The following is a 22,112-nucleotide window of genomic DNA, read 5'->3' as shown; positions in this document are numbered from 1 at the left end:
TAATTACAGGCCCCGCTCGCCGATTAAGCGCGCCAGCGCGCTGTCATTTTGCAGCAGCTGCCAGGCATTCATCACCTGCGCGGGGATCTCAACGTGGACGATATAATCGCGGCCCTGCGGTCCGTATCCCTGCAGGTCGTCACGAATTCGCGGGATTTCCCCCAGAATTAACGAGATGTAGCGGGCTACGGGCCACAGCCCTTTCTGCGGAGGGGAAAACTGGCTGCTGCGCTCGTCGGCAACCATCAAAGGCACGATGCCCGGCCAGCTTCGCCACTCGGGCTGCTGGCTTTCCCCCTGCCAGGCGCGTTCAAACGTTGCCAGGGTGCGGCGCTGCATGGTGGGATCCTGAATTACGATGACTCGCGCGGGCGCCATTCCCTGCTCTGCAAGGCGTTTTTTCGTGAAGCTCGCGTTCTCGCCGCAGTTGGTGGACTTCTCTTCGGTAATGATGCGCTCGGCGGGGATTTTCCAGAACTCCGTGGCGATGTCTTTGATGATCGCCGCCTCCGCACGTCCGGTGGTCGGGATGGTGTTATAGCGTGGATGGACGGCAATAGCACCGTACAGAAACGTGGTTGAATGGCCAATGCCGCCTGTAATCAGCAAAGGCAGTTCGCTGGCCGCCGCAAGCTGGCATGCGGCATCGATGGTTGGGATCACGGCGTTACCCGCCAGCACGATGAGATCGGCGTCGTCCGCCTGGGGAGATTCAGCAAAATCATTGCGGGCCAGCCACTGCCCCAGGGTGTTAATCGCCCCGATGGTTGTTGCCTGTAAGGCCGGGAAAGTTGTCGTCAACATAACCCCTCCGTGTCAAAAAACCAGTATGCATCATATATCGGCACGGTCGGGCTGGGTATCAGATGGTGCTGAAAGGAAGGGTTCGGATAGTAAGCAGAGGCTATCAGTGTACTAATAATCACCGTAAACAACTTTCTCGTTCCTTACGCACCTCCTACACGAACCACCCTCGGCAGTAAGTCGCAATACCATCTATATCATTGATAGCCCAATCAGCGAAGCTGACCCCAACCAACCTTAAAATAAAGCTTTGCAGTAGGAAATATTGAGCATATTTTAATAAAATAGTATGGAGATTTGTGACTAAGGGAACGGTGAAATGGTTTATTACGATACGCGGAGCATAAAAAAACTTGCGCAAAACGGTGAACAGTTTGTTGCGTTTTATGATCGCTGGATTAACGAAATTGATTTTGAATCTGCCCTAAACGTGCTTAAAATCTCCGCACTCTATTACCAACGTTACTCGCAACAGTCAGCAGAAGATTACTCTCATTATTTTGGTCGATGTGTTTATCAGTTGTTAAAGCGTTTTCCTGACCACAGAGACAAAATTCTACAAACAGAGTGTGAATGTCAGACCATTCATCAGGCTTATAACAATTTTTTCCGTCGCATAAGGATCATGAATAACAGGCTTGATAAAGCCACAGGAAGTGAAACAAAACTCAACGCATTTTTGATCTTTTCTGAAATAAGTCTAAGCATAACATCGTCTATTGTTAAGAATATCCCAAGCGCAAGGCTGACATCCATTTTTCCAGTGACATTTCAGATTGACAAATTACCTCTTTCGGAAGACGTTACCCCGGAAGACATGAAATCTATCGATATGATTTTCGACCAGATCTGCTCCTATACAGGGCATATTTTCAATAAATTACGGCATAAATATTCGCTCAACCTTGAATATCAATGTTCCGAACAGGCAGTGATGACAACCGGAAACTGGATAAAAGAATGGGATGACTTTGACTCACTTAATCGTATTAGCGATCTGTTTCGTTTTTGCCAGGCAAAAATAAACCTCACTGACCCACAGAATGTTTCACTGCACGTCGACGAAAACTGCGCTTACAAATCCTATGAGGTAGCCCGTTCTCGCTTTACTATGCGCGGTGTAAATGTGTACAATGAAACTAAAAACTTGCTGGAAAAAAATCCTGATTTCGTTACCAAACTTAAGCCGGTAATACCCGATTGGATCAGCGAAAATGATTTTTTTTCTATCGTCTTCTTTTGCGAAATGGAGAATATGTCGCCGGAGGATTTATATATAGAATATGGCGGCGTAATGATTTACGCTTGGATCCACGCATATGAAATGTTAGTAGCGTTAGCTAAACAAGAAATGGAAGCACGCTTTAAACGACGAACACCCGGTGGTCTGCGGCTAAAAGACTGGGTTATTTACCGGACCCGCGATGAATGGATACGCCTGTTTGCAGAAGGCGGGATTTCCTGGACGGCAGCAAAATTAGTCACCGATTATTTTACCTTTGATGACAGAGCGCTAGATATAAATGACTGCCCACTACTCCCCTGCGACGAGGGACTTTGCCTGATGCCTTCCATCGTTTCGATGAGTAGCACGACGCGCTCATTACTATCACTATTTAGCTCGAAAAAAATCCCGCTTGATGATAAAGGAAAATGTCACGAGCGGGAGTTTGTTAAGCGGGTCAGAGCAGCACGAATTTGTGCGGCTCCACTTCCAGTAAGAAAGGATTTTGATTGCGACTGCGCGATGGCAATTGATGACCATCTATTTTTTATCGAGCTCAAATCTAACGGTCATCCGTTGCATTTTAATCGCTATTACCAGACGCTGGTAAATATCCTTGGTGATGGCGCAGGGCTACGCAAAAATGCCTCTTGGATGAAGCAAGTAACGCGTTATGCAGATTATTACTCAGCCCGTCCTGAACTGATACGCAAGGCCTTAAATTTGCCAGAAAAATGGCAGCCGAAAGGTTTTCATAAAATGATTATCACGACCTCGGTGTTAGGCGATGTTTATCATCAGGATGGTTGCTATGTTGTCGACAAAACGGCGTTTTATAGCTTCATTGATCGCCTGCCGGGCCAAACAACAGAGTTAAAGAATGGCAAACGCAGACTGATAAAGCATGATAGCGATCATTTTTATCATGGTGAAATTACCATCGATAAGATGCTGGGATTTTTGGACGCACTACCTACAATTAGGGCAAAACGACGTAGAGTACAACAGCTAACATATAATGTTCGGTGCGGTGATACAGATCTTACCTATCCTTTTTTCGATATATGGCCAGCCTATGAAACTGTTATTCAGGAAGATGGCAGCAAGGTGGTTATATTTCTGTAACAAAACATCACTGAACAGTTTCTGTTGTAACATCATAATGCCACCCTACAGGATGGCATTACCCATTAACTAAGTTGTAAATTACGCTGTCCCATCCCTGTTTTCTGGCGAACATTTTTCAGGCAATATTATTGACACTGAAAAACATCACACTAACGCAAAAATTTAATCCGTCAGGCTTCCGGCTTGTCCTCAGGTTTATTGATTTCGTCCGGGGAGACTTCTTTAAAGCCCGCTTTGTTTTTGGTGACCGCATACTCCACGGCCTTCTCGCCCTTCACGCTGGTGGTGAGCTTGACGGAATCAACGCTGACTTTACCAATCAGCGATCTTGCGTAGCCGCCAATCTGGTAGGTTCCCTCGGGCAGACGAAGCGCCACGCTTTCGCCGACTTTCAGCGCGGCGGCATCCTTACCGTCAACGGTAACCACTACCGTTGTACCATCGTCAACGCGGGTCCATGCATGTTCCACGGTGACGAGCGTCGGGCCGGTGGTGAAGTCAGCCGCGGGTTCGCCGGTTACGGGTTTCGCACAGCCCAAAAGTGAAAAAACCGCCAGGGCGGTGAGGGTAAAACGGTAACTCATTGCTTAGTATCCTGCGGGAGTAGGTTATTTTTCTGCAATCCAACGCGTAAAGTTTTTCGACCCGATGCTCTGTGGACGTTCGCCCGGCGCGCTTTCTTTTGCGAAGCCCTGATTTTGCGTTGTTTTCAGCAGTTCGTCCAGAGAGGACTGAAGAGTTAGATTAATCTGTATCTGCGCGCGGATTTCGCTGTTGTACCCTTCGGCCAGGGCGCGGGCTTCGCTGAGATCGGTTTTCAGCACGTTGATATAGGTCTGACAGGCCTGAACCGCGTCCACCAGCGCATCACCATTTTTCACCAGCTCTTCGCGAAGCTCTCTCTGGCTCTTTATGTCCCGCTGCATTGTGCGGTGCAAATCGTCCAGCTGGCGCTGCATCGTCTCCCGCAGTAAAGCCTGCTCCCGGTAGTGGTGCTCGCGCTCGCCGTCCAGGCTCTTTTGCAGCAGGTTAAGGCGGGCGCTTAGCCGTTGAACCTCCGTCTGGGGCTGCACTTTTAGCCGCACGTTCGCCAGCTCGGCCCGCAGATGTACTACCTCCGCCTCCGCCGCCTTAAGGCGTGCGGCCAAAGCCGCATCCTGGCCCGGCACGCGCTGCAGATTAACGCCGGTCAGCGCCTGCTCAATTTCATGGAGGATTTCGGCTCTGCTGCTGTTCTTCATCCGGTTGCACGCGCTGGCTAAAAAGCTGACCGCCTCGTTGACGTTTACCGTCCCGAAGGCCTTTTTAATCAGATTCTGAATCATGCTCACGCGGCGTGTTCCTGTGGTTTGGGCGGCAACCGGACGCCGACGGTAATAGAGTCATCGGCATCCGGCGCTTTTTCTTTATTATTCAGAAGAGACGATTAAAACGTAGCCCAGTTGTCATCGTTTTCCACCGCCTTCACGGCTTTTAGCCTGGCGATTTTACCCTCTGGTTTTGCAACTTTGTGGGACGACTGCGCGTTCAGACGGAAAATCCCTACCGCTGCGGTCAGGCGGGCGGCCTGCTCTTCCAGCGAAACCGCCGCCGCCGAGGCCTCTTCTACCAGCGAGGCGTTCTGCTGGGTGACGTTATCCATTTCGTTGATGGCCTGCCCCACCTGCACAATTCCCCGGCTCTGCTCGTCGGACGCGGCGGCAATTTCCAGCATGATGTCGGTAACGCGGCGCACCGCCTCCACCAGGCCGTTCATGGTGTCGCCCGCCTGCATAACCTGGCGGGAACCGGCATCGATTAAAGTCACCGACTCGCCAATCAGCCCTTCGATCTCTTTCGCGGCCTGCGCGCTGCGCTGGGCCAGGGTGCGCACTTCGCTGGCGACAACCGCAAAGCCTCTACCCTGCTCCCCGGCGCGCGCCGCCTCAACCGCCGCGTTAAGCGCCAGAATATTGGTCTGGAAGGCAATGCTGTTGATGACCGCGGTGATCTCGGAGATCTTCTTCGAGCTGCTGGAGATATTGTTCATGGTCGTCACCACGCCGGAAACCATACGTCCTCCGTCGCTTGCCTTATGGGAGGCATCTTCCGCCAGCCTGCTGGCGTGATGGGCGTTATCGGCGTTTTGCTTCACCGTCGCGGTCAGCTGCTCCATGCTGGCCGCCGTCTGCTCCAGGGCTGCCGCCTGCTCTTCGGTACGCGAAGAGAGATCGGTGTTGCCGGCGCTGATCTCACTGGTGCCCTGATAAATCGCCTCGGCCCCTTCGCGCACGGTTCCCACCGTTTTTACCAGCGACGCCTGCATATCCTGCAGGTGCTGGCTGAGCCTGCCGATTTCGCTGCGCCCGCTCGGCTGCGGCGGCAGGGTTAAATCACCTGCGGCGATGCTTTCGATGCGCACGGCGGCCTGCTGTAATGGCCCAATGACCACCCGACGCAGCATCACGAAGGTGAAAATGGTCATAAACAGCGCAACCCCGAAGGCTCCCGCCATAACAATCATGCTCAGCCGCGTGCGGGCATGGGCCTGCTGGCCCAGCGCGTTTGCCCTTTCGGTACGGATGGCAATCGCTTTCAGCAGCACGGAGTTATAGTCCGCATCCAGCTGGCGGGCCGTTTCCGTTTCATGCTTAATGATCGCCTCAAACATGCCGTTTTTGGCATATTTGATCATCGGCTGAAGTCCCTGAGTGACGTAGGCGGTAAAGCGCCCGTTTAAATCCGCATCCAGCGCTTCATCTGCGGGCGTTTTTACGCGTCGATTCATGTAGGCGCTGAAGCCATCCTGAGCCTGTTTAATGCGTTTTTCGGCTTCGGCGATATTGCGCTTGTTGTCTTCCATTTCGCCCACGCGGACGGCGGAACCAGCGTGAATGATATTCAGGCGCGCCGTGCGCAGGTGGTTTGAGCTATTCGAGATCCCCGTTCTGACCTGAATCTCTTCGGTAACGTCCTGAAGGGCATTATTGCTCTGGATCAGAAAGTAGCTCGCCAGCGCGATACACAGCGCAAACAGCACTAAAATACCGCCGAGAATGGCGCTGAACAGCGGAACGAGGCGGATGTGATGCCAGAAGTAGACTGAATCCTGCGAGGAGATTGTTTTTGTAGCCATGTCCCTGGAGTCTCTTGTAGGTAAGGTATCGTGAAGTCGATATCGGCCTGCAAAAGCAAAGCATTACGGACATGGCTCAGAAGTGTGGGCTGCGTAACAAATTATCTACAAATGCCGCTTATTTCCCCTGCAGAACGATTGACGCCGCCTTCGCCAGCACGTCGCGGCGCGCTTCAGCATCCTGCTTATGCTGGGTGAAATAGACGGTCAGCACCTGCGGAGCTTTTTGCGGCGGCCAGATCACCGCCACGTCGTTGGTGGTGCCGTAATCCCCGGCGCCGGTTTTATCCCCCACCACCCAGCCTTCCGGCGTGCCCGCGCGGATACTTTTCGCGCCCGTCTGGTTCTGTTTCATCCAGTTCTGCAGCAGCTGCTTTTGCTCTGCTTTAAGGGCATTGCCCAGCACCAGCTTTTGCAGGTTGGCGGCCATTGCGTCCGGCGTGGTGGTATCACGCTCGTCGCCTGGAATGGCGGTGTTCAGCTCCGGCTCCCAGCGGTCGAGATGGGTTTTATCGTCCCCTAAAGATGCGGCAAGCTGCGCAATGCCCGACGGCCCGCCAATTTCTTTAAGCAGGATATTCCCCGCAGTGTTATCGCTCCATTCAATTGCGGCTGCCGCGATATCCGTCATTTTCATGCCTTTCCCGACGTGCTTCTCCGTCACCGGGGACCAGCTCACCAGGTCGCTTTGCTGCCAGGTAACATTTTTATCCAGCAGGTCCGGCTGCCGTTCGCTTTTCTTGAGCACTGCCGCTGCGGCCAGCACTTTAAAGGTGCTGGTCATCGGAAAGCGTTCATTTCCACGATAGCTGTAGCGCTTGCCCGTGGCGGTATCAATAAGCGTGACGCCAAGACGGCCATCGGCACTTTTTTCCAGCGCGGCAAGCTGTGCATCCAGGGAAGAGGTCGCGGCCCAGGCTGGGGCGCTGGCTAGAAAAATAGCGAGCAGAGAAAGAGGTAAAACGTGTTTCATTTCAGGATCCTTTGTAGGGTGCAGGTGGCGAGGCCGGGCCATGGTAGCAAGTATGGTGAGCTTAACAAACGCCCTGAGTGGTAACACCATTCACTTAAGCCAATGAATTAGGGGAAACGCCGGGATTTGGTTCCCGGAGGGACGCCAAACCCGGTGGTCGCCCCGGGTATCACGCTCTAAAACTAACGGCATTACCCTGAACGGCGCTTTTTGCCCGCACTATTTTGTTAAACAGGAGTAAACTTGCTGTAATTATTTGCGCAACAAGACAGACACCGATGAAATTTAAACCTGCCATAAAGCCCTATTCTGCCGCAGCCGGCGGCTGGGGATCCCTTGAAGCCACTACCCGCTTCGTTCTCGACAGCAGGCACGCCCTGAAAAATTTGCGCAACTTGATGCGCATGAACAAAGCCAAAGGCTTTGACTGCCCCGGCTGCGCCTGGGGAGACGATAACAAAAGTACCTTCAGCTTCTGTGAAAACGGTGCCAAAGCAGTCACCTGGGAAGCCACGCGCCGCTTTATCGACGCGCAATTTTTTGCCGCGCACAGCGTCAGCAAGCTTTATCAGCAGAGCGACTACTTCCTGGAATATCAGGGACGACTGACCGAACCTTTGCGCTACAACGCGCGGACTGATCATTACGAGCCTGTCAGCTGGGACGACGCCTTTACGCTGATTTCTACGCATATCCGCCAGATGGACAACCCTGACCAGTTGGAGCTGTACACCTCCGGCCGCGCCAGCAACGAAGCCTCTTATCTTTATCAGCTGTTTGGCCGCATGGTCGGCACCAACAACTTCCCGGACTGCTCGAATATGTGCCACGAGGCCAGCGGCAGCGGCCTGAAGCGCAGCATCGGCGTCGGCAAGGGAACCATCCACCTGAACGATTTTGAGAAGGCGAACGCCATTTTCGTCTTCGGCCAGAATCCGGGGACAAACCACCCGCGCATGCTGCACAGCCTGCGCCACGCGGCGGAAAACGGCGCGCAGATTGTCACCTTTAATACGCTGCGCGAACGCGGGCTTGAGCGTTTTGCCGATCCACAGAAGCCGCTCGAAGTCGTGACGCCGATGGCCGGGTCCATCAGCACCAGCTACTACCAGCCGAATCTCGGTGGCGATATGGCCGCCGTGCGCGGAATGGCGAAAGCGCTGCTGGAAAGCTGGCGCGGCGGCCAGCGTGACGTGTTCGACGAGCAGTTCCTCGCGGAGCACACCCACGGCGCGGAGGCCTGGTTTGCGGAAATCGACGGCACCAGCTGGCAGCACATCGTTCGTCAGTCTGGATTAAGCGAGCAGCAGCTGCGCGACGCCGCCGCCATCTGGCAGCAGGCCGACCGGGTGATTTGCACCTGGGCGATGGGCATCACCCAGCATAAACATTCGCTGAATACGGTCCGCGAGATCGTTAACCTGCAGCTGCTGGGCGGCCACCTCGGCAAGCCGGGCGCGGGCCTTTGTCCGGTTCGCGGCCACAGTAACGTGCAGGGCAACCGCACCATGGGTATCGACGAGAAGCCTTCTGCCGCCCTGCTGGATAGCCTGGCCGAACATTTCGGTTTTGAGCCTCCTCGCGCTGCGGGCCACAACACCGTGCAGGCGCTCGCGGCCATGCTGCGTGACGAAGTAAAGGTGCTTATTGCGCTGGGGGGCAACCTGGCCGCCGCCGCGCCGGACAGCCCGCGTACCGAAGAGGCGCTGCGCCGCTGCGGCCTGACGGTGCACATCAGCACCAAGCTCAACCGCAGCCACCTGGTTCCGGGAAAAGACGCTCTGATCCTGCCAACCCTGGGGCGTACCGAGGCCGACGTGCAGGCGACGGGGAGGCAGTTTGTCACCGTTGAGGACTCCTTCAGCATGGTTCACGCCTCTGAAGGTATCGGCAACCCGATTGCCAGCACTCAGCGTTCGGAAACGGCAATTGTGGCGGGAATTGCGGATGCGGTATTGGGTAAGGAAAAACTCGACTGGCTGGCTCTTTCCGCCGATTACAACCTGATCCGCGACCATATTGCCGCCACCCTTCCCGGCTTCGCGAATTTCAATCAGCAGTGCGATATTCCCGGAGGTTTCTATCTGGGGAACGCGGCGGCAGAGCTGCGCTTCGCCACGCCGAGCGGTAAAGCAGAATTCAGCGCCGCCCCGCTGCCCGATTCCCTGTCTGGCGAGCTGGACGCCCCGTTTGTGCTGCAAACATTACGTTCACATGACCAGTACAACACCACAATCTACGGGCTGGACGACCGCTATCGCGGGGTTTACGGCCAGCGCGAAGTGCTGTTCATTAACCCGGAAGATCTGGCAGCCCTTGGCTTAAAAGATGGCGATCTGGTGGATATTGAAACGGTCTGGAACGATGGCATTCTCCGTAAGGTCAGCGGCTTTAAGATCGTGCCGTACGCCATCCCGCGCGGCAACCTGGCGGCGTACTACCCTGAAACGAACCCGCTGGTTCCTCTGGACAGCGTCGGTGACGGTACGGGCACGCCAACCTCTAAGTCCGTCCCCGTCAAAATCAGTCTTGCCGCGCAGGTAAAAAGCAGCCGTATCGCTTAACGCTGGCGCCTCTCCGACCGACAGCAGGGGGTGTAACGCCCCCTGTTCGCAATAAATGCGAAATTTCTCGTTAACAACTTTGCAATATCATAAGTGAGGATTATGATAGCCGCAGCATTCACCATTTGGTTCGTAATAATCGCCTGACCAGGCACCCACCGCGACCAGATGCGTTCATGTTTACCCCAATCGGTACACTTTTGCGTTCTCCGGCTTCGGAGACGCTTTCGCACGTGCAGTACAAGGACACTGTTCTGACAGGAGAACGATATGGTAAGTAATTCCCCTCCGCGCGGCCTGGCATCAGGGCTGCTGTGGTTACTTGGCGGTCTGATGGCACTCATTGGCCTCGCCATCGGCATTGGCGGGGCTTATTTAGTCTCGCTGGGCGGCAGCTGGTATTTCCTGCTGATGGGCATCGTGATGCTCGTTTCCGCCGTTTTAATTTTCAGGAAAAAGACTGCGGGCCTCGCACTCTACGCGCTGGCCTTTATCTGCACCATTTTCTGGGCCATCAGCGACGCCGGTATGGATTTCTGGCCGCTGTTTTCACGCCTGTTTACCTTCGCGGTGCTGGCGTTCCTGTCGGCTCTCGCCTGGCCAATCCTGCGTGCCGCTAACGGTGCGGCTACGGTAAAAAAAGCGCCCGCCTACGGGATTGCCGCCGCGCTTGCCGTTTGTATGCTGGTGAGCGCTGGCTGGATGTTTGTGCCTCAGGTTCAGGTCGCGGCAACAGAAGATGTGCCGGTGAAACCTGTCACCCCTGGCGAAGCCCAAAAGGACTGGAAGCACTGGGGTAATACCACCCACGGCGACCGCTTTGCGGCGCTCGACCAGATTAACAAAGGTAACGTTTCTGAACTGAAAGTGGCGTGGACCGCGCACACTGGCGACATTCCGCAGAGCAACGGCTCCGGCGCGGAAGACCAGAACACCCCGCTTCAGGTAGGCGACACGCTGTTCGTCTGTACGCCGTACAGCAAAGTGCTGGCGCTGGACGTGGACTCCGGCAAAGAAAAATGGCGCTTTGACAGCAAGGCGACCGCGCCAAACTGGCAGCGCTGCCGTGGCTTAGGCTACTTCGAAGAAACCACGCAAAAGGCCGCCGCCACGCTTGCAGAACCGGCACAGCCAGCCGCCTGCCCTCGTCGCCTGTTCCTGCCAACCACCGATGCTCGCCTGCTGGCGATCAACGCCGATAACGGCAAGCTGTGCGAAGACTTTGGCGACCACGGCACCGTGGATCTGAAGGTTGGCATGGGCGAAGTAAAACCGGGCTACTACCAGCAAACCTCTACGCCGCTCGTCGCGGGGAACGTGGTTATCGTTGGGGGTCGCGTAGCGGATAACTTCTCTACCGGCGAGCCTCCGGGCGTGGTACGTGCTTATGACGTCCATACCGGTAAACTGGCATGGGCCTGGGATCCGGGTAATCCGAACATTACCGGCGTACCGCCTGAAGGCCAGACCTATACTCGCGGCACGCCGAACGTCTGGTCCGCGATGTCCTACGACGCGAAGCTGAACCTTGTCTATCTGCCTACCGGTAACGCCACGCCTGACTTCTTTGGCGGCACGCGTACCCCGGAAGATGATAAATACAGCTCTTCCATTGTGGCGGTGGATGCCACCAGCGGGAAAGTTCGCTGGCATTTCCAGACTACCCACCACGATCTGTGGGACTTCGACCTGCCGTCTCAGCCGCTGCTGTACGACCTGCCGAACGGCAAAGGCGGCACTACGCCGGTTATCGTGCAGACCTCCAAGCAGGGCATGATTTTCATGCTCAACCGCGAGACCGGGGAGCCTGTCGCGAAGGTGGAAGAGCGTCCTGTTCCGCAGGGTAACGTGGAAGGCGAGCGCTATTCGAAAACCCAGCCGTATTCTGTCGGCATGCCGATGATTGGCAACGAAACGCTGACCGAATCGGATATGTGGGGCGCGACGCCGATCGACCTGCTGATCTGCCGCATCGAGTTCAAAGGCATGCGTCATCAGGGCGTCTTCACCCCGCCGGGGCTGGATCGCTCTTTGCAATACCCAGGCTCGCTGGGCGGCATGAACTGGGGCAGCGTCTCGGTTGATCCGAACAACAGCCTGATGTTCGTCAACGATATGCGTCTGGGCCTTGCGAACTATATGGTGCCGCGTGCGAACGTGGCGAAAGACGCCAGCGGCATTGAGATGGGTATTGTACCGATGGACGGAACGCCATACGGCGCAATGCGCGAGCGTTTCCTGTCGCCGCTGGGCATTCCCTGCCAGAAGCCTCCGTTCGGCACGATGTCGGCGGTGGATCTGAAGTCCGGGAAAGTCGTCTGGCAGGTGCCGGTGGGCACCGTGCAGGATACCGGCCCGCTGGGTATTCGCATGCACATGCCTATCCCAATCGGTATGCCGACGCTGGGCGCATCGCTCTCCACGCAGTCAGGCCTGCTGTTCTTCGCGGGTACTCAGGACTTCTATCTGCGCGCGTTTGATACCGCCAACGGCAAAGAGATCTGGAAATCTCGCCTGCCGGTCGGCAGCCAGTCCGGCCCGATGACCTACGTGTCACCGAAAACCGGCAAGCAGTACATCGTGATTAACGCAGGCGGGGCGCGTCAGTCTCCTGACCGCGGCGATTACATTATTGCCTACGCGCTGCCAGATGCTAAATAACTGAAAACTGCTTTACGCCGGGCGATGATAAAGAGGAACAACCAGCGTTTGTAAGGTGGATAAGCTTAAACGCCATCCACCATTAACGCTGGTTGTGTCGGATGACGCTGCGCTTATCCGACCTACGCAAGGGGCTGTCTGTAACTTAAGGCGGGAAGCATTTTGCTTTCCGCCTTTTTTTTCGAATGAGGCCGCGCCTGTTCGACCTCCCCATGGACAGAACTAGTTAATCTTACCCAGAAAATGGCGCTTACCGAGCGGGACACCCGCGTGGCGAAGAATGTCGTAGGCGGTCGTGAAGTGGAAATAGAAGTTTGGCACTGCGAATTTGAACACGAAGCTTTGGGCTGTGAAATGCAGCTCATGTTCGCGAGCTTTAACCAGAATCGGCCTTTCGTCATCCCCTTCCAGCTGAACATCCTGCACGCTTTCCATCCACGCAATTGTTGTTGCGATACGGGCCCGTAGCTGATCGACAGTTGTTTCTGTGTCTTCCATAACCGGAGCTTCGACACCGGCCAGGCGAGCCACGGCCCGTTTAGCCATATCACAGGTCACCTGCACCTGGCGGGCCAGCGGGAACATATCGTCCGCCAGTTTCATTTCCAGCAGGGCTGCTTCACCGTTGACGTGCTCTTTCGACCAGGCCGCACTTTGTTCAAGAATGGCGCTCAGGTTGTGCAAACCGTGAATGAACTGTGCTTTTGTTTCGCTATAGAGTGACATTGCAAACCTCTTATTTTTACAAACATATAGACATATAATTAACATTACGTTAACTTCAAAGCTGTTCCTCTGAAGTTAGCCTTAGTGTTTATTCGCATTGGTAGTCCTGCACTCTGCAACCCTCGGTACATCTGTTACTGAGGGCTTTTCTTGCTGTTAACTCCGCGTATTCTGCACCTTTAAACCCATCACGCAAATTCAAACCCCTCGTCGGCCCAGCCGGTAATACCGCCGATCATGATTTTGACCGGGCGTCCCATGCGCGCCAGCTTGAGGGCTGCCCGGTCGGCACCGTTGCAGTGTGGGCCAGCGCAGTAGACCACGAACAGCGTATCGGCCGGCCACTCGGCCATGCGCTCCACGGTCATATCCCGGTGCCGCAGATGCAGCGCGCCGGGGATATGGCGGCGGTTAAACGCCTCTGGCGTGCCCACAACATGCAAAAGCACGAAATCCATATCCCCTTCTTTCATTGAGCTGTGCACATCGTCACAGTCGGTTTCCAGAGTCAGACGCTGCAAAAAATGGGCGGCGGCGATTTCTGGTGCGGCGGGTGTGTATTCTGTTACGTAGCTCATGGGCGCTCCTCAGTAGGTGTGCCAACACTATAGTGCTCCGCTGCCTTGTTGACAGGTGGCAGGAATGCCATATAGCGTGAACATCATGCCAAATTTACTGCGGAACGTTTCATGACCAACACGCTGGTTGTTGCCCTGGCCTATGACGGCCTCTGTACTTTTGAGTTTGGGGTTGCGGTGGAGATTTTCGGGCTGGCCCGCCCGGAAATGGGCGACGACTGGTATCGCTTTGCCGTCGCGGGTATCGAACAAGGTGAATTAAGGGCGACCGGAGGCATACGCTTTGCGGTAGATGGAGGCCTTGAGCTGCTGGAGCAAGCCGGAACAATCATTATACCCGGCTGGCGTGGAGCCGACGCGCCCGTTCCACCAGATCTGTGTGCGGCTCTGATTGCGGCGCACAATCGCGGTGCCAGGCTTTTGACTATCTGCTCTGGCGTGTTTGTTCTGGCCGCCGCGGGCCTGCTGGACAACCAGCGGGCCACGACCCACTGGCGCTATACCGATCTGCTCCAGCAGCGCTATCCGAACATCCAGGTTACGCCAGACGTACTGTATATTGATAACGGCAGCGTGCTTACTTCTGCCGGTAGCGCGGCGGGAATCGACCTGTGTTTACACCTGGTACGTCGGGATTATGGCAGCGCGGCGGCAAACAGCGTCGCTCGCCGCCTGGTGGTCCCTCCCCACCGCGACGGTGGTCAGGCACAGTTTATTGAGCAGGCGGTTCCCGTTGCCTATGAGAGCCATCGCCTGGGTCCACTCTTTGATTATCTGCATGCTAACCTGGCCGGGCTGCACAGCGTTGCCAGCATGGCAAAATTTGTCGGCATGAGTCCGCGTACCTTTTTGCGTCGTTTCGAAGCGGCTACCGGCACCACACCGGCAAAATGGCTTCTTGCCGCCCGTTTAGCCCGCTGCCGAGATTTATTAGAAAACAGCAGTGCTTCCGTTGAGAAAATTGCAGAGCTGACGGGATTTGGCAGCGCGGCGACGTTACGCCATCACTTTCGTAAACAGCTAGCCACCAGCCCCGCGGCCTGGCGAAAAATATTTACTTCAACCGGCGAATAGTTTACAGCCGGTTAGCTCTTGTTTAACTTGTGTCCGCTAATATCGGGGCACTCAACTGAGTAATTTAATTAACGAGAGGTATTTCTATCGAAATGCGCAGCAAGGAGGAATAGTTATGCTGGGAAATATGAACGTATTTATGGCCGTACTGGGAATTATTGTCTTTTCCGGTTTTCTGGCCGCTTATCTGAGCCACAAATGGGATGACTAATGAACGGTGATGCTCCCCCACCAACACGGCCCCTCGCAGATGCAAATCTCGGGGGGCTTTTTTTATGGCGGCGAAAAAAAACCGCCACTCTGGTGACGGTTCAAGATGCATGGATAGATTTTATTTTTGTTCGCTGAGCCTGCTGTTTTATTAAGCGCAGACTTCAGATGACTCTCAAAATAGCCCGCCTGACCTCAACCTTGCCTAAACGAAAGGCGTGAATACGCTTAATATTGCTGCTTGCCGCCTGGCACCTTGTCGACCATTATCATTATGTTACGTTTGTTCATCATTCGACAGAGTTGTTTAGGGGATGATACGGTCATATCAGCACAAAAATTTTAACAGGTGAAAAGTTATGCGTAAGTCGAAAGTTGTAATGCTGTCCGTCCTTCTGATGACGCTGCCCGCTGCTTTTTCAGCACAGGCCTATGGTGAACCGGCTAAGGCCGCCACGCCAAAAACCGCAGCCACACCAAAAACTAACGACCCTTCCTCTTTTGAGCTAAAAGAGTTTTTTGCTGACTATAAGCACTTTGCCATTGGGGACGTTGTGCCGGACCTGTATCGCACTAAACCTTATCAGATAGACGCCTGGCAAATCCGCCACCTTCCTGCGCCAGAAGCAGGCAGCCACTGGACCTATATGGGCGGTAACTACGTGCTGATTACCGATGCGGAAGGGAAAATTGTGCGTGCCGTCAAGGGCGAAATTTTCTACGGTAACTAATTCGAAATAATAACCCCGAACGCTCGGGGTTATTTTCAGGCGCTGCGCATCGCTTTTATTTTCGAATAGCCATATTCAAATATAAGATCCGTAGTACACATAAAGACGATCACGTCTCCAGCGCCGCACTCCTCCAGCGTACCGTTTAATTCCGCGTCAAAATCTTTTGTTAATACCGGCATCAGCATTTGCATATCGCCCGGATAATCTTCGTCTTCATCCGGCGGCATATGCTCGATTTGTGAGCCGCGAACTACGTAGATCAGGACGTTTTTCTCGTTAAATGTGACCGGGGCGCGCAGATGCTTGCCAATGGGGTGCTTTGCCATGGAGTTCCCTTATTCGTATGCGCGAACGTGCGCGGTTATCCCGGCGAAATATACCTGCCAAATCGACGCGGGTCGACCCGGCAGGTGCCAGATGCCGATTAATAACGCACGCAGATAGATTTCGTTTCCGTGTAGGCATCCAGCCAGTCCGGGCCGAAATCTCTGCCCGTACCTGACTGTTTCATGCCGCCAAACGGCATGTTGGCGTCGATCAGCGTATGGCTGTTGACCCAGACGGTACCGGCCTGAATGCGCGAAGTGTAGCTCATCGCCGCCTGCAGGTTGCTGGTCCACAGGCTCGCCGTCAGGCCGTATTCGGTGTCGTTCGCCAGCCGCAACGCCTCTTCCGCATCGCTGACGCGCACCAGATTTACTACCGGGCCAAACACCTCTTCCTGGTTCAGCCGCAGTTCGGCGGACGGATTAACCACCAGCGTCGGCGGCACGTAATATCCCCCGTTTTTCGGGCCAGCGTTGCCGGTTATCAGCTCCGCATTATGCTGCTGGGCGTCTATCAGGTAATCGGCCACTTTTTGCTGATGCCCTTTCGAGACCAGCGGATTGATGTGCGTGGCCGTATCCATGCCCGCGCCTACGGAAAGAGATTTTACCGCCAGCTCAAAGTCGCCGACCAGCGAATCGAACAGCGGGGATTCAATATAGATGCGCGAGCTGGCGGCGCAGACCTGCCCCTGGTTGAGGAAGCTGCCCGCCATCAGCCCCTCGATAACCATCGCCGGATCGGCATCCTTCAGCACAATGGCCGGGTTCTTACCGCCCAGCTCCAGCGTGACGCGGGTTAAGCGGTCTGCCGCTGCCCGCGCGATGCCTTTGCCCGTCGCGGTCGAGCCGGTAAAACTGACTTTAGCAATCAGGGGATGTTCCGTCAGCGCCCGTCCACAGCCCGCTCCCGTCCCCGTTACTACGTTGAATACCCCATCAGGCACCCCCGCTTCGCTGGCCAGCTCTGCCATGCGTAACAGAGTCAGCGGCGTGGTTTCGGAAGGTTTCACCACGATGGAGCAGCCTGCCGCCAGCGCGGGCATGACTTTCCACATGCCGATCAGCAGCGGGAAGTTCCAGGGCACAATGCCCGCCACAACGCCGACCGGCTCTTTACGGGTCCACGCCTGGTAGCGCGCCCCTTCTGGCATCGGGATGGAAACATCCAGCGTGCGGCCACTGATTTTAGTCGTCAGCCCGGCGGTATAGCGCATCCAGTTCAGCGCACAGCCCACCTCAAACGCACGGGAAATATTGATGGATTTCCCCTGCTCCAGCGTTTCCAGCTGCGCCATTTCTTCGGCGTTTTCTTCCAGCAGATCCGCAAAGCGCAGGAGGATTTTTTCACGCCCGGCGGGCAGCATATTGGCCCATACGCCGCTGGTAAAAGCTCGCCAGGCCGACGTTACGGCTTTATCAACGTCCTGCTCGCTGGCGTCCGCGCTGGTGGCGATTTGCAGCCCGTCAGCCGGGTTAAAGACCTTCAGCCGCGCGTCGTTTGTCGAGTCCTGCCAGCCTCCGTCAATATAAAGCCCGTGGTTTCTCGCCAGAAAATGCTGTACGGATCCCAGAGTAGCAACTGTTTGAGCGGACATACTTTCTCCTTATCATGGCATAAAGCTTATGGCTTCCAGTCTAGTCACAGACGCCATAATTGCCTTTCACGTTCCTGCCAATGACTTTGCTCCCTGTGACAGCCTCCGCATTTGGCGACATTGTCCGACGTTTTCGCGCCGCGCTTATCTATAGTGAATTCCTATACCAGACGCGAAAGGCTTCAACCGCATCGCGCAACCTGTAAGTATTGATAAACACACTGGCAGGCCGTGGGGGGATTAATGGCAGTACCGGATAATAACGAGCGATTTGACAGCTGGCTGGGCCACATCAACCGGGCCTGCGGGCATTTTGCCGGACAGCTGCTGGATGAGGGTTTCCGCGGCACGCTTGAAGAGCACCATGCCAATGCCATGAAGCTGAGCGTGGTGGATATCGCCCACGCCCGGCTGTTCCGCACCCAGCAGGAGGTCAGCCGCGGCAACGACGCCTGGTTCTATACGGTTTTCCAGCTTGAGGGGGAAGCAGTGATGGAACAGGGCGGCAGCCAGGCCGTGATGCGCCGGGGAGATATCACGCTCATCGACGCCTCCCGCCCCAGCAGCTTCACCTATACGCAGCGCGCCAGGCAGGTTTCGCTGCTGGTGCCGCGCCATCTGGTTGAGCAGAACCTGCGCAGCGGCGATATCCCCTGCGCAAGGCGTCTGAATGGTGAGATGCCCGTGGTTCAGCTGAGCCAGCGTCTGCTGCATGAAAGCATGCAGAGTCCGGATCTTAACGCCTGCGAAAGTGAGGCCGCGCTGGAAGCGATAATCTGCCTGCTGCGGCCGGTGCTGCAGGTACGGGATACCGCTGTCTCTAAAAAAGAAAGGCAGCTCGCGCGGGTCATGGCGCTGATCGATAACAATATTCAGTCGGAAGCTTTACGCCCGGAGTGGATTGCCGGCGAGGCGGGAATGTCGGTGCGCAGCCTCTACCGCATGTTCGCGGATAAAGGCCTGGTGGTTGCGCAGTACATCAGGAACCGCCGCCTGGACTTATGCGCCCAGGCCTTGCGCACCGCCTGCGCCAGTGAAAAGCTTGCGGGGATCGGCTACAGCTGGGGCTTTACCGATCACAGCCACTTTTCCACCGCGTTTAAGCTGCGCTTTGGCGTGTCGCCGGGTGAATACCGTAAGAGGTGGCAATAGGCGCTACTTTTTCATCCATTGCCCGTTGATGCCACGCACATATTCGCCTGGAGCTGCACGCGTCACCAGCTTCTGCCCGGCCAGCTTCGCCACTTCATCAACGGAAATATTATTGCTGTCGGCCAGCTGCTGGTAGTGCGCCGCCCTCGCCTCGTTGATGCTGTTCACCAGCGCCAGCGTCTCTTTATCCTGTTTGATCGGCGCGATATAGCCGCTCAGCGTTTCGCCGACCAGCCCCTGCTGCCGCGCTTCATTCAGCGTTACCGCCAGCAGCGGCTGGCTGAACAGCATCGTGCACATCAGCGCGGCTTTAAGTGTCGTTTTCATGTCTTAGCCCTCATCAAAACAGATCGCTGCGGCTTTTCAGCAGGGTTTCCACGTCTTTATCGACTTTAATGTGGATCTCATGCTCGATCTTCACGTTCATGTTGATGGTGATCGGCTCTTTCGGCGCCGCCACTTCAATGCGCGGCGTGCATCCCGACAGCAGCACAAGCCCGGCAGCCAGCCCTGCGGCACTATAAAATTTCATTGTGTATCCTCACATGCTTCACCGGGTTTCTGGCAGCGCGCCCGCGGGATCGCGGCGTTCTCTTCCAGCCAGGTCTGTAAATTGTCGCCGAAGCGCAGGCTGCGCCAGAGCGTAAAAAGATTTTCCTGATGGGTATAGTTGAGATGCACGGTATTTTTCTTGTCCTCAACGTGGCTGATGCCGGTGACGCTTGCGCTCATCGTCACCTCGCCCAGGTTATCTAAGTTGATTTTGGTCCACGAGCGCGAAATCTCCATATACCTCAGCCAGTTTATTGCCGCTCCCGCCGCCATATTGTTGGCAACGATGGCGTCCGCCATGTCTTTGTCCATGCGGAAGGTCAGCGCGCCGGGGTTGGTCAGCCAGCCGTCTTTGATTATCCACTGCGGATGGTTCAGCCACAGCGGCAGCGCGCCGCTTATCGGCCCCGACAGGGTGAACTGCTTCGGATTGACGGCGGACACCAGCTGGCTTGACGAGATATTTTGTAAGCGCAGCAGCGCCGCATCGCGCTGGGGCATGCGCAGCTGCTGCATGAGAATTTTGCCGCCCAGAATGTCAACGCTGACGTCGCTTAGTATCAGCGGCCTGTCCTCGCTCCACGGATACCAGCCTTCGAGATCGGCAGTAATATTCTGCGCGGTGACCTGGTTTTTAACCTCGCCAATGCGCAGCGTCACCGGACCACGGGTACCCAGATGCCATGTTGCGTCGCTGAAGCGGAACGGCATGACAAAATCAACGCCGTTGATCTGGTTGTCCGGCAGCCAGACGCTGCCCTTTTTCACCACGCCGTGGCCCCCGGCTTCAAAGCCCTGCCCGCTGGCCGCCGAGAACGCGACCTGGGCGTAAAGGCTGCCCTCTTTCAGATCCAGCTTCCAGTCCGGCGGAACGAGCGGCTGAAATACCATCAGCGCCTGCTCGGGCCACCATGCGTTGCCGCGCAGGCGCTCGCCGTCCCAGCGGCCTATAACCCGCACCGGGCCAATAGCCCCCGCGTGGAGATCGCCTTTGAACTGGAACGAGGAAGGATCCTCGCCGTCCACGCTAAATTTCAGCGTGGACGCGGGGAGCGTGCTGCCGCCGGTGAACGTTGTGCTCCCGGCATCAAGCGAAAGCGCCCCGGTGAACGATGGATGGGCTTCATCACGCGCCCAGCGAACGGGTTTCTCAAGCACCAGACGCGGAGCGTTCATCTGCATGGTGCCATATTGCAGCTTGTCGAACCCGGTCGACAGCGAAGTCAGTTCAATGAGGTTGTCGCGCCACTCCCCTTTGCCGCTCACGTCCCAGCGGGCGTTCATTGGCTTAAAGCCCCCGCGGCCCCAGTAGTGCCATTGCCACAGCCCTGCGTCCGGCAGGAAATTGTCCGCTTTGCCGTCCAGGTGGAGTACGACGCTGCCCATTTCATTTTCATGCGCGCGGATAATCGCCTGCAAACGCCCGTCCACGCCCTGCGCGGTGAGCCGCACCCCGGCCAGCGGCCAGCGAATCTCGTCAATATCCAGCGAGTCGATAACCCGGCCGCGCGAGCGCAGCAGCGCGCCGGGCCTGAACAATAACTGTGGGTTGGTCAGCGCGCCGCTTAGCTCACCTGGCAGCACGGCGTAGAACACCAGCGCATCCTGTTTCGCCTCGCCGGTCAGCTGCAACGGCAGCGCGCTGTTGGTCAGGCTGAGCTTGCCAGGACCGATGTTCAGCACCGCGTTGCCCTTGCCCGCCTGACCCTGCGTGACCACGTTCATGCGCCCGCTGAGGGTGGCCCCGTCCAGCCCCTGCTGCCAGTTATCGACACGCAGCGCAACGCCGCCGCGTAGCGGAACGCCCTCATAGGGCCACTGCCACTGGCCGCCGTTGATCTCAAATATGCTGCTGCTGATGGTCCAGGGGAGCATGGCCAGGGGTTCGCTGTCGTCTGACTTGCGCAGGGTCAGCGATCCTTGTTCTTCATGCCAGTCAAGCACGGCATGAATCAGCTCAGGCTCCTGGGGGATGCGCAGCGTGGAGGTTACATAACCCTGATCCGGCAGGCCATTTGGCACAAGCGGCAGGGTAAATTTCCCCACCAGTTCCACAGGCTCCATCCCCTCAAAGGCACGCACCTTAAACTGCTCCAGCTCAAGGGACTGCCCTTTTAACTTTGCGTCCACGGTGAGCAGCGGGCCAGAGTAATGCACCTCCTGCTGCGTGGGCGTCAGCGAAACGCGAAGTCCGCCCGCAAATTGCTGCCAGGGCGTAACATTCACCTTATCAATGGTCAGCAGCGTCCGCGGCAGCAACGACTGCCACTCGGCAAGGGTTCGGGGCGCTGCCGGTCCAGAATTGTCTACGGGAATTTTACTAATACAGTCAGGGTTAATATTCAGCTCATTGACGTGCAGCCGCCAGCGGGAAGGATGGCTTAAGGTGGCATCTTTGAGGCTCGCCAGTTCGCAGTCTCCGGCAAGATAACGAAGATCGGGGATAATAACTGCGCCACGGCTCAGCCGGGGGCTTTTTTCCAGCGCGATGCGCGTCCCCTGCGGGAGCCAGACCCCTGCAAGGGTCGGCAGCCAGCTGGCGACGGTCAGCAGCAGCGCCAGCGGCAGCAAAATGAGTATCAATACCAGCGCAATTATGGCTTTATATTTACCCTTCATGGGCGGTTAATATCCTGATTCAGCGGCAATTTATGCCGGATGATGCCACCATTCTGGCATGATTCGCGTTGGG

The 22,112-nt window shown here is 56.0% G+C and carries 19 protein-coding genes; 7 read left to right on the top strand and 12 right to left on the bottom strand.

Features of this window, described 5'->3' with window-relative positions; all coding sequences use genetic code 11:
• Positions 1 to 3 precede the first annotated feature (3 nt).
• Positions 4 to 804, bottom strand: a complete 801-nt coding sequence (locus tag AAE045_RS05585; protein WP_455546840.1) for a YdcF family protein — start codon at positions 802 to 804, stop codon at positions 4 to 6.
• 319 nt (positions 805 to 1,123) lie between these two features.
• Between AAE045_RS05585 and AAE045_RS05580 the strand changes: the two genes are divergently transcribed.
• Entirely contained in the window at positions 1,124 to 3,154 is a 2,031-nt protein-coding gene (locus tag AAE045_RS05580; RefSeq protein ID WP_455546839.1) for a hypothetical protein, read from the top strand.
• Positions 3,155 to 3,327: 173 nt separating this feature from the next.
• Here the strand turns inward: AAE045_RS05580 and AAE045_RS05575 are convergent, their stop codons facing one another.
• The 4 genes from AAE045_RS05575 to bla all read right to left on the bottom strand — a co-directional run bounded on the left by AAE045_RS05575 (position 3,328) and on the right by bla (position 7,245).
• Positions 3,328 to 3,741, bottom strand: a complete 414-nt coding sequence (locus tag AAE045_RS05575; protein ID WP_455424493.1) for a hypothetical protein — start codon at positions 3,739 to 3,741, stop codon at positions 3,328 to 3,330.
• A 24-nt stretch (positions 3,742 to 3,765) separates the two neighbouring features.
• Positions 3,766 to 4,488: a hypothetical protein gene (locus AAE045_RS05570; RefSeq protein ID WP_455546838.1), complete on the bottom strand. Its 723-nt coding sequence runs from the start codon at positions 4,486 to 4,488 to the stop codon at positions 3,766 to 3,768.
• A gap of 95 nt (positions 4,489 to 4,583) precedes the next feature.
• A complete protein-coding gene (locus AAE045_RS05565) occupies positions 4,584 to 6,272 on the bottom strand; it encodes a methyl-accepting chemotaxis protein (protein WP_455546837.1) in 1,689 nt (562 codons plus the stop codon).
• A 118-nt stretch (positions 6,273 to 6,390) separates the two neighbouring features.
• Positions 6,391 to 7,245 carry a class A beta-lactamase gene (bla, locus tag AAE045_RS05560; RefSeq protein WP_455546836.1) on the bottom strand — a complete coding sequence of 285 codons (855 nt, stop codon included), beginning with the start codon at positions 7,243 to 7,245 and terminating at the stop codon, positions 6,391 to 6,393.
• 278 nt (positions 7,246 to 7,523) lie between these two features.
• Here bla and AAE045_RS05555 point away from each other — a divergent pair, with 278 nt between their 5' ends.
• Both AAE045_RS05555 and AAE045_RS05550 read left to right on the top strand, forming a co-directional pair.
• The gene (locus tag AAE045_RS05555; protein ID WP_455546835.1) at positions 7,524 to 9,809 is read left to right on the top strand and encodes an FdhF/YdeP family oxidoreductase; all 2,286 of its coding nucleotides are present in this window, start codon (positions 7,524 to 7,526) and stop codon (positions 9,807 to 9,809) included.
• Between the two features lie 270 nt (positions 9,810 to 10,079).
• Entirely contained in the window at positions 10,080 to 12,470 is a 2,391-nt protein-coding gene (locus AAE045_RS05550; protein ID WP_455546834.1) for a glucose/quinate/shikimate family membrane-bound PQQ-dependent dehydrogenase, read from the top strand.
• Positions 12,471 to 12,692: 222 nt separating this feature from the next.
• Here AAE045_RS05550 and AAE045_RS05545 read toward each other — a convergent pair whose 3' ends face one another.
• On the bottom strand, positions 12,693 to 13,196 hold the full coding sequence (locus tag AAE045_RS05545) for a DUF1993 domain-containing protein (RefSeq protein WP_455546833.1): 504 nt from the start codon (positions 13,194 to 13,196) through the stop codon (positions 12,693 to 12,695).
• Between the two features lie 188 nt (positions 13,197 to 13,384).
• Positions 13,385 to 13,774 (bottom strand): rhodanese-like domain-containing protein, encoded by a 390-nt coding sequence (locus AAE045_RS05540; protein ID WP_455546832.1) that lies wholly within the window; start codon positions 13,772 to 13,774, stop codon positions 13,385 to 13,387.
• Between the two features lie 111 nt (positions 13,775 to 13,885).
• Between AAE045_RS05540 and ftrA the strand changes: the two genes are divergently transcribed.
• The 3 genes from ftrA to AAE045_RS05525 all read left to right on the top strand — a co-directional run bounded on the left by ftrA (position 13,886) and on the right by AAE045_RS05525 (position 15,789).
• Complete coding sequence (ftrA, locus tag AAE045_RS05535; protein WP_455546831.1) at positions 13,886 to 14,848, top strand: transcriptional regulator FtrA; 963 nt, start codon at positions 13,886 to 13,888, stop codon at positions 14,846 to 14,848.
• Positions 14,849 to 14,963: 115 nt separating this feature from the next.
• Positions 14,964 to 15,059 (top strand): protein MgtS, encoded by a 96-nt coding sequence (gene mgtS, locus AAE045_RS05530; RefSeq protein ID WP_455424504.1) that lies wholly within the window; start codon positions 14,964 to 14,966, stop codon positions 15,057 to 15,059.
• A gap of 358 nt (positions 15,060 to 15,417) precedes the next feature.
• Positions 15,418 to 15,789: an RcnB family protein gene (locus AAE045_RS05525; RefSeq protein ID WP_455546830.1), complete on the top strand. Its 372-nt coding sequence runs from the start codon at positions 15,418 to 15,420 to the stop codon at positions 15,787 to 15,789.
• A gap of 35 nt (positions 15,790 to 15,824) precedes the next feature.
• Here the strand turns inward: AAE045_RS05525 and AAE045_RS05520 are convergent, their stop codons facing one another.
• The gene (locus AAE045_RS05520; RefSeq protein WP_455546829.1) at positions 15,825 to 16,118 is read right to left on the bottom strand and encodes a hypothetical protein; all 294 of its coding nucleotides are present in this window, start codon (positions 16,116 to 16,118) and stop codon (positions 15,825 to 15,827) included.
• A 98-nt stretch (positions 16,119 to 16,216) separates the two neighbouring features.
• Positions 16,217 to 17,716 (bottom strand): aldehyde dehydrogenase family protein, encoded by a 1,500-nt coding sequence (locus AAE045_RS05515; protein ID WP_455546828.1) that lies wholly within the window; start codon positions 17,714 to 17,716, stop codon positions 16,217 to 16,219.
• A 243-nt stretch (positions 17,717 to 17,959) separates the two neighbouring features.
• Between AAE045_RS05515 and feaR the strand changes: the two genes are divergently transcribed.
• Entirely contained in the window at positions 17,960 to 18,868 is a 909-nt protein-coding gene (gene feaR / locus AAE045_RS05510) for a transcriptional regulator FeaR (RefSeq protein ID WP_455546827.1), read from the top strand.
• A gap of 3 nt (positions 18,869 to 18,871) precedes the next feature.
• Here the strand turns inward: feaR and AAE045_RS05505 are convergent, their stop codons facing one another.
• Genes AAE045_RS05505 through AAE045_RS05495 form a run of 3 tightly spaced genes read right to left on the bottom strand, consistent with a single transcriptional unit; the run spans position 18,872 to position 22,039 of the window.
• Positions 18,872 to 19,195, bottom strand: coding sequence for a YdbL family protein (locus tag AAE045_RS05505; RefSeq protein ID WP_455424509.1), 324 nt, complete (start codon positions 19,193 to 19,195; stop codon positions 18,872 to 18,874).
• A gap of 13 nt (positions 19,196 to 19,208) precedes the next feature.
• Complete coding sequence (locus AAE045_RS05500) at positions 19,209 to 19,400, bottom strand: YnbE family lipoprotein (RefSeq protein ID WP_455546826.1); 192 nt, start codon at positions 19,398 to 19,400, stop codon at positions 19,209 to 19,211.
• A complete protein-coding gene (locus AAE045_RS05495) occupies positions 19,397 to 22,039 on the bottom strand; it encodes a YdbH family protein (RefSeq protein ID WP_455546825.1) in 2,643 nt (880 codons plus the stop codon). Before AAE045_RS05495 ends, AAE045_RS05500 begins: the two co-directional genes overlap by 4 nt.
• Between the last annotated feature and the right edge of the window lie 73 nt (positions 22,040 to 22,112).

Origin of the sequence: Dryocola clanedunensis, assembly GCF_038405435.1 — a bacterium.
Classification (GTDB): domain Bacteria; phylum Pseudomonadota; class Gammaproteobacteria; order Enterobacterales; family Enterobacteriaceae; genus Dryocola; species Dryocola clanedunensis_A.
Note: the sequence above shows the minus strand (reverse complement) of the source record. Positions and strands in the feature narration are given on the sequence as shown.